This is a genomic window from Levilactobacillus enshiensis (assembly GCF_007115095.1).
GTDB lineage: Bacteria > Bacillota > Bacilli > Lactobacillales > Lactobacillaceae > Levilactobacillus > Levilactobacillus enshiensis.
In genome coordinates this window covers 245,458-254,482 of the sequence record NZ_SULH01000004.1, presented here as the reverse complement: position 1 = coordinate 254,482, position 9,025 = coordinate 245,458, and the positions used below count along the sequence as shown (strand labels likewise).

Sequence of the window (9,025 nt, the reverse complement as noted above, 5' to 3'; positions counted from 1 at the left end):
ATGTTCAGTTTTCAAAGGTCTACCAAGTTATTTACTCTCGTAAACAACTTAATCATCATATCATTTAATCAATATGATGTCAACAAGAAGTTTGATTTAGCAACGTTTCTCGTTGATACGTTATCAAGAAGCGACAACTTAATTAATATAACATTTTGTCATCATAACTGTCAACAACTAATTTCAATCTTTCGAATTGGTCTAGCTGGTTAATCGCCGTGACAACATAAATAACTATACCAAGCACTAGCGTGACCGTCAACTAAAAATATGAAAATAAATGAATCTTTTTTCAAAGGCATATTTTATAATTGTAAACGTCAAAATAGTTATCTGACGGCCGTGTGTTCCCTAGCTTATCGTCCATAACCGTTCGTCTTTATTTTGCACAGAAAAAAGCCTAACCAGCCACATGACCAGTCAGGCTTTCTTAAATGACAATTTAACCTTCAACTCGTGCTAAGAAGTAACGCTTCTTCCCACGCCGAATAATGACAAACTTACCGTCAAAGGCACTTGCTGGATCAATCTCAGCATCTGTATCCGTAACCTTTTCACCGTTGACCCGAATTGCACCGTTCGTTAAGTCTTCGCGCGCTTGACGCCGTGAAGATTCAATCTTAGTGTCATCAACTAGCCATTCAACGATGTTCTTCTTAGCTACACTAACCGTTACGGCTGGCATCTTCTTGAAGCCCTGTTCAATTTCACTAGCCGTCAACTCAGCCACATCTCCGGAGAACAAGGCCTTCGTAATGTGTTGGGCTTCCACGACCGCCTCGTGACCGTGAACAAATTCCGTCACTTCTTCAGCTAATCGCGTCTGTGCTTCCCGCTTCTCTGGATGAGTAGCCACGGCATCGGCCAACTTCTGAATCTCATCTTGGCTTAAGAACGTGAAGTACTTCAAGAATTTCACCACGTCGCGGTCGTCCGTGTTGATCCAGAATTGGTAGAACTCGTATGGCGATGTCTTCTCAGGATCCAACCAGATATTGCCACCTTCGGACTTCCCAAACTTCGTCCCATCGGCCTTCAATAGAAGTGGAATCGTCAACCCGTAAGCACGCGCATCGGCACCCTCTTGTTTGTGAATCAAATCGATGCCGGCTGTGATGTTGCCCCATTGGTCAGCCCCACCAATTTGTAACTGGACATCTTCTGCCTTAAACAAGTGCAGGAAATCAATTGATTGCAGAATTTGGTACGTGAATTCCGTAAATGAAATACCGACCTCCAGCCGTGAAGCAACAACTTCTTTACTCAACATGTTGTTGATGTTAAACAGCTTGCCGTAATCACGCAAGAAGTCCAACAGGGAGACCTTAGACAACCAATCGTAATTGTTCACGATACGGAATGAGCCATCTTGCCCAAACAGATTTTCCATTTGTGCCGTCAAGCAATCCTGGTTATGACGGACTTGATCCATAGACTGCAAGACCCGTTCAGCTTTCTTACCCGATGGATCACCAATGGATCCTGTAGCCCCACCAATTACAATGACTGGCTTGTGGCCCGCTAACTGGAATCGCTTGAGAATCATAAATGGAATCAAATGGCCAATGTGCATGGAATCCCCGGTTGGATCGATTCCCGCATACAAACCAACTGCCTTTTCGTTCACTAACTTGCCTAGACCCTCTTCATCAGTTTGTTGATTGACGGCGCCACGCCACTTTAACTCATCAATAATCGACATTTCTTTTCCTCCTATACTGATTACCAAATAAAAAAGTCCCCAATGGCTACTGCCATCAGGGACGAATTGAACTCCGCGTTACCACCCAAGTTATTGTCATTTAGACAATCTCTCGTCATCTTTAACGGAATGACCCGCCGGAAAACCGGCCGCTCCTCAGCGTAATTCGTGGTTACGGGCGTCCTGACTCTCAGCACCGTCAGGTCTCTTGACCGGAGCCGTTTCCACTACTAAACTGATTCATCGCTTATGAAACGATAATACGCAGATAGTCGCTAAATGTCAATACGTGTTCAATCGCTGCCCCCACGCGGCGCCCAAAATTTATTTTCAATTCCTAGAACAATCCAGTCACACTACCCCAAATAATCTGGAGGTTCAGAATCGTTAAGACAATCGTACATGTCCATGCCAATACCGTAATCCAGCGCTTGTTGACCCAGCGTTCACCCATAATCTTTTTAGATGAAGTGAAGATGGTCAGTGGAATCATGGAAAATGGCAGTGCAATCGACAGGAAGACTTGTGAGTTGACCAGCAAATTATCCAATGCCGTTTCACTCCCCCCGTACAGGATGGTGCAGACAATCACAGGGACTACCGAAATCAGTCGCGTCACTAGACGGCGAACCCACAGGGGCATCTTCAGATTGACAAAACCTTCCATAATGACCTGTCCCGTCAGTGTTCCCGTAATCGTCGAATTTTGACCGGAAGCCAGCAAGGCGACCGCAAACAACGTTGATAACACCGGTGACGCCACTGCACCAGCTAAGTGGTTATCCTGCAACGCCGCGTACAGGTTCCCGAACGTTCCCAGTTGACTAGCGTCCTTACCAAAGAACATCGCCGCCCCCAACAGGAGTAAGAGACAGTTGATGATAAACGCGCCGAATAGCTGAATGTTGGAATCCCAGGTTGTAAACTTAACGGCCCGCGCCATTTCTTTGGGATCACTCCGGTCAAACTTCCGGGTTTGTGAAATGGACGAGTGCAAGTACAAGTTGTGTGGCATCACTGTCGCCCCAACGATTCCTAACGCCATCGTCAGCTGACCGGGATGCATAATTTCTGTCCGCGGAATGAAGTTGGCTACCGCTGCCCCCATGTTGGGTTGCGCAATAATCACTTCGTAGGCAAAGACCACTAAGATCACCGTGATCAGACAGAGCACAATGGCTTCGATCTTTCTGAAACCCAGCTTGGTTAATAATAATAGTAATAACACGTCAAAAACTGTCAGTGAAACACCCAAAATCAGAGGAACCCCAAACAGCAGTTGGAGGGCAATTGCGCCCCCTATAACTTCGGCAATGTCGGTGGCCATGATTGCTAGCTCGGTCACGACCCAAAGAACTGCTCCAATTCGCTTTGTCGTATGTGCCCGAGTTGCTTGGGCCAAGTCCATCTGCGTCACAATGCCCAGTTTAGCCGCCATATATTGAAGCAACATCGCGATTAAACTCGAAATCAAGATAACAGACATCAGCAAGTAACCATACTTGGCTCCCCCACCGATTGACGTCACCCAGTTCCCCGGATCCATGTACCCCACGGCAACCAAGGCACCTGGTCCCGAAAAGGCAATTAAATTCTTCAAGAACCCCTTCTCTTTTGGCACCGCAACAGTACCATTGACTTCTTCTAATGACGGGCCGTTGGCGTAGCCAGTCAGTTTGCTGGTCTTCGTTGAAACGTTGTCGGTCATATTTTCCACTCCTTTTCTCTCTATGCTTCTCACCATTATACAGATAGGAGTAGGCCTGTAAAGACTTATTTTTGACTAGCCTAACTTAAATTTTATATTACCCAGCAACTGATTATTGACCACAACATTTGTTTTCGGCGCTATTTCACGACTCATTCGTCGTTTGAAAGTCGTCATCTTCATTTACAAAATAAATCTGCCAACGCAATAAAAAAACGGTAAGCTCCGAAATCTGACCGTGCTTACCGTCCTGGCTATTCTGCCGCTGACCCCAACTCTGCCAACGTCGTATGTAAAACTTCTGGTAACTGCTGTTGAATCAACAATAATTTTGCCTGCCCCAATGCTGTCAGCGCCAAATAACGACGTCGCCGATCATTGGGCGCGACATGCTGCTTTAAGTAACCCCGTTTACATAGATCCACAACTAGATTCGACGTCCGTGTCGCTGAGAACCCCAACCGATTCGCAACCTGGGCGACCGACAACCGTTCAACCGCGACATCGTTCATCAATTGACACTGGGGGAGATTCAGCGCGAGGCCCGCCACCGGCTGATTGTAGCACCGCGTCACCATCGTATAAATCTGGGTCAACTTCTGTAATTGCTTTTGCTCGACCATCCATCCGCACTCCAATCGACAAACTTTCTCTTAGGGACAACTTCCACATGACTACCAAAATTGGCGCACTGACTAGTAGCTAAAGTCGCTGCATTTGTCCATTTGCCAAAATGTATCCGCTTACATTATAACACGAGCCCTCATCGCTGAGGGGTGACACCTTAGGCCAAACGGTAGGCAACAAACGCAGCGTAGTCCTTCTGCACTTGTTCGGCGTACGCCCAGGCAAAATCGGCAATCGCCACGTCAAACTCCTTGCCACCACCGATATAGCCCCGAATCATCGCCGCCGTTGGGCTTTGACAATGGGCAATCGCCAACGTCCACGCACAGGTCTGCGCGTAAAGTTTAAATTGATCCCAGTCGAGCTGCGCAAGATCAACTGATTCCTTCATATCCCGGAATTGTCGGACGTAAAAGCTCTGTTTCTGACCCGCAAAGTAGCCCAAAAATGGATCGGACGACGACTGGAGAATCTTCTGACAGTCGACGATCCGTTGACCTTCCGTCTGCTCCAAGGCTACCGTGACATCCGTTGCCAGCTGACTTCCTTGCCGTCTAGTTGGGAGCGCTTCTTTCACCTGTAAGACCAAGTGGGACCCGTCGATACTGGTCAGTAAAATCAGGTAACACCGTGAGCCAAAGCTTCCCACCCCCACACTGTGACGAACGACATCCGTGATGTGGTACTGCGACAACAGCAAGTTCACATCTGGCCGCACCGTCTGCCGGTATGCCGCAAAGTAAGCATCCACGTTACTGGTCACATCATCATCCACGTGCGTGGTCCGCGGCGCGTTTTCTCGAAAACACAGGTTGCCCCGCACATCGAGCGTTGTAAATTTCCGGACGACCTGTTCAGAGTCACGCTTATTGGCCCGATTAACGATGGCCGTCAACAAGTTTGAGCTGTCCTCATCCAGTGCACTCGCGGCCACCAATTTACCAACTTCATTTAACGGGTAGAATCGCGCAAGGGTCGTCTGGTCAAACATCTGCTTGATACTCTTGCGGTAACTCTCGGCAACCTTGGGTAATAATTGTTTGAGTTTCTTTTCCTTGAAATCATTGGCCTGTCCCGCCAGTAAGACACTGACCAGTAGGCGTTTTAAGTCCCACTCCCAGGGGTTGATGCCCGCTTCGTCGAAGTCGTTCAAGTCAAATAACAGGCGTCGTTCAGCCGAGGCGTAAAACCCAAAGTTCCCAACGTGCGCGTCACCACAGATGAACGTGCTGATGGTTGAGCTGGGTTGCTGATTCAAGTCCGCTTCCATTAATTCTGCGGTTCCCCGGAAAAATGAAAAAGCCGAAGCTCCCATTCGCTGCGTGCGCTCCGGCAAAAGTTCTGGAATCAATAATTTTCGAATCTTGTCCATCATGTGATTACTGTTACGTTTGACTGGCCGATAAGTTCCTAAAACTTCATAAGGGACTTTTTCCCGTGCTTGCTTCCCCAATTGTCGAAGTTCCGCAATGGTCTTGTTGACCTGCACCCGTCCCGTACTAAATGCTGCTGGCGTCATGGACGCCACCTCCCGCTATGTTTTGCCCTTATTCTACCGCAAACACCCGTTGGCCTCCAGTTCTAATCTAAGCCGTTTACTCCCCATTGTTCCGTGGCTGCTTAACGGCTCAACTGGACTCCTCTGTCCGGTGTACTTTGTTGTTGAAATCCAGTGCAAATAGCGAAAGTTCATGGTGCCGTAACGTTTTGATTAGCCGGTCAAGGTTCTCACCATAGTCCAGTTCCTTGATCCAATGAAAGGTTTCCAATTGGTTGTCCTTCGCAAACGCTAAGGCCAGTGTGTCCGTTCCATATAACACAAGGTAGTTTGAGCGGTGCGCGGCATCAATAACGATTTGATCCGTCAGCAAGCTGAGATGAACGACCCCACTGAGTAGTCGATTGAAAATATCCGTGGTGACCCCGATCATGTCATACGTCACCAGAATCTCAACCCGGGCTGCGGTCAGTGTTAATCCATTCGTATACTTGCTCAAATATTTCTGCACCAATCGCAGGTCTGCCGCCCCGATCTTTCCCGGATACAGCCGACTCATACTCTGAGCAATGGCCAGCGCGGGTGCCGTTGACGCAGCTGTGGGTTGATAGAGTGCGGTAATTTCTGGTCGAAGTAAGGGATCCACGCGAAATAGCAGCATAAACTGACACAGAGCAAATAGCCAGTTGGCGAACCAATTTTTTCCAGTCGCGTAATCTTTTAATTCCGTCACACCGGGGGCTAGCGTATATTCGCCAACCCGCTGTTTCAATCCAGCGTACAGGCGTTGCATCCCCGTCGGCTGTAAAGCACGCACAAAATACGGCGAGCTCGTCAATAAATAATCCAACGTCGCCAGTTCGTTCAAGGCCTGCTGTGGCGTATCCCCCAACGCTGCCATCTGTCCCGCTAATGCCCGTAGATCCGTCAAATGTGCCAGTGGAAAACGTAACGGTGCGTAACGGTAGCCCTGGTCTAACCTAATCAGGGCCAGTCTGATCAAGAGATCCTTGCGTTGCTGCAAGCTGACCGAATCCTGATACAACTTGTCATTCTGATACGTTTTCAAAATTGCCGCATGTAAGCCGCGCAAGCGTGGTGCCAGTTCCGGGAGCTCCTCCGGCGTCGTTAGTGTCGTACTGAACAACATAAAGTAGAGTAACTGAATCAAGGTTTCATTCCCAGTCACCCGCAACGGATTGGCGACCAACTGCAAGTTATACTGCCCCAGCTGCACCTTCATCGCCCGCAAGCGTCGATTGAACGTCGACAAGCTGATTCGATGCTCCGCACAAAATTCGCTGGTCTGTTGATAGCTCTGCTTTAACGTGGCCACCATGACCTGATACGGAATACTGCTGACGTACAGCCAATGGCGATAGTGATCGATCGTCACGGTCGTCACCATTTTATCCTTCGTTAAACTCGTGGTGCCTAACTGCTGTAGGTCTAACCGCAAGCCCAGCAAAATATGATAGGCGCGCGAGTAACTGACGGCTGCCTCCGCTGCAAACTCAGCCAAGTTAAATTGGCCACCGTGATCGTTGATAAACGTCATCAACCGCAGCTTCAGAATATCCTTAGGCGTCAACATGGCAAAATCAATTTTCACGATTCCTCACTCCCCCCTGTTTAGATAGCGAAAACCCCTGAGCTTTGGCTTTCACCAATCACTCAGGGGAATCGCTTAGTCGATACTAGTTATCGTCACACCCTGCGTATCGAATTCCGCCAACGTTTCTTTTAAGATAATTCGGGGATCGTCGTAGCGAATTCCCGGTAAATTGGTACTGACAAAGTTGCCCGTCAACTTGCCCGCCACCACTTCCGGTGAAATACGAACATCTTGGCCATCCTCAGTGGAGAGGGTCACACTCTGCCCCTCAGTCAACCGATCAATTAACGGTAAAATTGGCATCTGCTGCATCATTTCGCTCACCCTCCAATATTTTTTAATCAGCTTTGGTCGTTCTCAGCTAGCTAACAGCGATCGTGGCCACCAGACTGGTCGGTTCTCGCATCGCCCCAGTTTGGCCATTCTGCTCGACCTAACTGCGCTTCGCTTTTCTCCTACATTTTAACACGGCACTTAAAAATACTCGCACGAACCCACTCAGGTATTTACGAGTTGTTATAAATATAATTATTAAAGCTTAGGAATTTACCACGTTTCCCCCAACCCGTTTTCTCACAATGCCGGGCATGCTATGCTCAAGGCTACGTTAGTTTATGCTATTGATGTTTTATTTTAGGGGAGAACAATAAGTTATGTGGTTTAACAATCTAATTTCAGCCTTCGTCGTGGGGTATCCTATCCTGGTGGCCATCATCTGGATCGTCGGCTGTTTATTCTCAGGGCTGCTCCGTAAAAAGCAAGCCCGCACGCTATTAAACGCTGCAACCGAGCCATTTGTTTCAATTTTAGTTCCGGCGCATAATGAATCAGAGACGCTTACTTCAGCAGTCCAATCTTTAGCCGGACTAAATTATCAGCACTATGAAATTATTCTAATTGACGATTGTAGCGATGATGATACTCAGGAAATCATGAGCCGGTTAAAGACACAGTGGGCACCGCAATTGGCCATTACCATCGTCACACTTCCCGTGAACCAAGGGAAGGCGCAGGCGCTCAACCAAGGTTTACGTGTTGCCAAAGGAGACTACCTTGTCGCCATCGATGCCGACAGTCTGCTAGCCCCCGATGCCGTCACACAATTAATGACAACGCTACTCGACCATCCTGGCTATGGCGCGGTTACCGGCAAACCAGTCGTCCGTAATCGGTCCACCTTACTGGGGCGCCTGCAACTGCTCGAGTACATCGGTGTGATTGACTTGATCAAAAAGGCACAGGCTTATTTGACGGGAAGTATCACCACAGTCTCCGGGGTCATCGTTGCCTTTCGCCGCGATGCCCTCTTAACCGTTGGCGGATGGAACCCAGCCGTCATGACCGAAGATATCGACATCACTTGGCGACTGTACCGTCATCACTGGCGCGTCGCCTATGAACCCCGGGCCATCTGCTGGATTTTAGTGCCTGAACGCTTGCAGGGACTGCTCAAACAACGTCAACGGTGGTCCCGCGGTGGTCTAGAAGTTTTGGTCACTAATTGGCGTGGCTTCTATCAAAATCCTTGGGGCCAACGCTTTCTCCTTCTGGAAACCGTGATCAGTAACCTTTGGGCCCTCGTGACCGCATTCAGCCTGTTGGCCTACGCTCTAAAACTCCTCTTCTTACACGAACTCTCGCTCGATGGCAACTTACTCTTGATTCTACTAGTTCTGAGTAGTATTCAATTTACCGTCGGTTTTCTGGCCTCACAACTGACTGCCAGACTGGCCGGTCCAGAGCTCCTATTGGTGCCCGTCTACGTTCTGTACTACTGGATGGTCAACCTGATCAGTTGCCTAGCCGCCATCGCCGCATACTTTATCAGTCCGCAACGTAAAGGCACTTGGCACAGTCCAGATCGGGGGATATAGC

General features: G+C 48.7%; 7 protein-coding genes and 1 other annotated feature. Of the genes, 1 reads left to right on the top strand and 6 read right to left on the bottom strand.

The features are described 5' to 3' along the window. Positions 1-442: 442 nt before the first annotated feature. The 6 genes from tyrS to FAY32_RS06090 form a co-directional block, all read right to left on the bottom strand. The gene (tyrS, locus tag FAY32_RS06115) at positions 443-1,702 is read right to left on the bottom strand and encodes a tyrosine--tRNA ligase (RefSeq protein ID WP_143462567.1); all 1,260 of its coding nucleotides are present in this window, start codon (positions 1,700-1,702) and stop codon (positions 443-445) included. Positions 1,703-1,756: 54 nt separating this feature from the next. Continuing rightward, positions 1,757-1,955, bottom strand: a binding site (T-box leader). A gap of 84 nt (positions 1,956-2,039) precedes the next feature. Further along, a complete protein-coding gene (locus FAY32_RS06110; RefSeq protein WP_143462566.1) occupies positions 2,040-3,410 on the bottom strand; it encodes an Nramp family divalent metal transporter in 1,371 nt (456 codons plus the stop codon). Positions 3,411-3,664: 254 nt separating this feature from the next. Continuing rightward, positions 3,665-4,033 carry a MarR family winged helix-turn-helix transcriptional regulator gene (locus FAY32_RS06105; protein ID WP_143462565.1) on the bottom strand — a complete coding sequence of 123 codons (369 nt, stop codon included), beginning with the start codon at positions 4,031-4,033 and terminating at the stop codon, positions 3,665-3,667. Positions 4,034-4,194: 161 nt separating this feature from the next. Continuing rightward, complete coding sequence (locus FAY32_RS06100; protein ID WP_143462564.1) at positions 4,195-5,556, bottom strand: DUF2252 domain-containing protein; 1,362 nt, start codon at positions 5,554-5,556, stop codon at positions 4,195-4,197. 109 nt (positions 5,557-5,665) lie between these two features. Continuing rightward, positions 5,666-7,147, bottom strand: a complete 1,482-nt coding sequence (locus FAY32_RS06095) for a helix-turn-helix domain-containing protein (protein ID WP_143462563.1) — start codon at positions 7,145-7,147, stop codon at positions 5,666-5,668. Between the two features lie 75 nt (positions 7,148-7,222). Then, entirely contained in the window at positions 7,223-7,465 is a 243-nt protein-coding gene (locus FAY32_RS06090; RefSeq protein ID WP_143462562.1) for a hypothetical protein, read from the bottom strand. A gap of 338 nt (positions 7,466-7,803) precedes the next feature. On the opposite strand from FAY32_RS06090, the gene FAY32_RS06085 reads away from it, so the two are divergent. Next, entirely contained in the window at positions 7,804-9,024 is a 1,221-nt protein-coding gene (locus FAY32_RS06085) for a glycosyltransferase family 2 protein (protein ID WP_143462561.1), read from the top strand. Position 9,025 lies beyond the last annotated feature (1 nt).

What these genes read in the sequence shown, in the direction of transcription:
- tyrS (WP_143462567.1), bottom strand. Translation starts at nt 1,702, where the DNA reads ATGTCGATTATTGATGAGTTAAAGTGGCGTGGCGCCGTCAATCAACAA.
- FAY32_RS06110 (WP_143462566.1), bottom strand. Translation starts at nt 3,410, where the DNA reads ATGACCGACAACGTTTCAACGAAGACCAGCAAACTGACTGGCTACGCC.
- FAY32_RS06105 (WP_143462565.1), bottom strand. Translation starts at nt 4,033, where the DNA reads ATGGTCGAGCAAAAGCAATTACAGAAGTTGACCCAGATTTATACGATG.
- FAY32_RS06100 (WP_143462564.1), bottom strand. Translation starts at nt 5,556, where the DNA reads ATGACGCCAGCAGCATTTAGTACGGGACGGGTGCAGGTCAACAAGACC.
- FAY32_RS06090 (WP_143462562.1), bottom strand. Translation starts at nt 7,465, where the DNA reads ATGATGCAGCAGATGCCAATTTTACCGTTAATTGATCGGTTGACTGAG.
- FAY32_RS06085 (WP_143462561.1), top strand. Translation starts at nt 7,804, where the DNA reads ATGTGGTTTAACAATCTAATTTCAGCCTTCGTCGTGGGGTATCCTATC.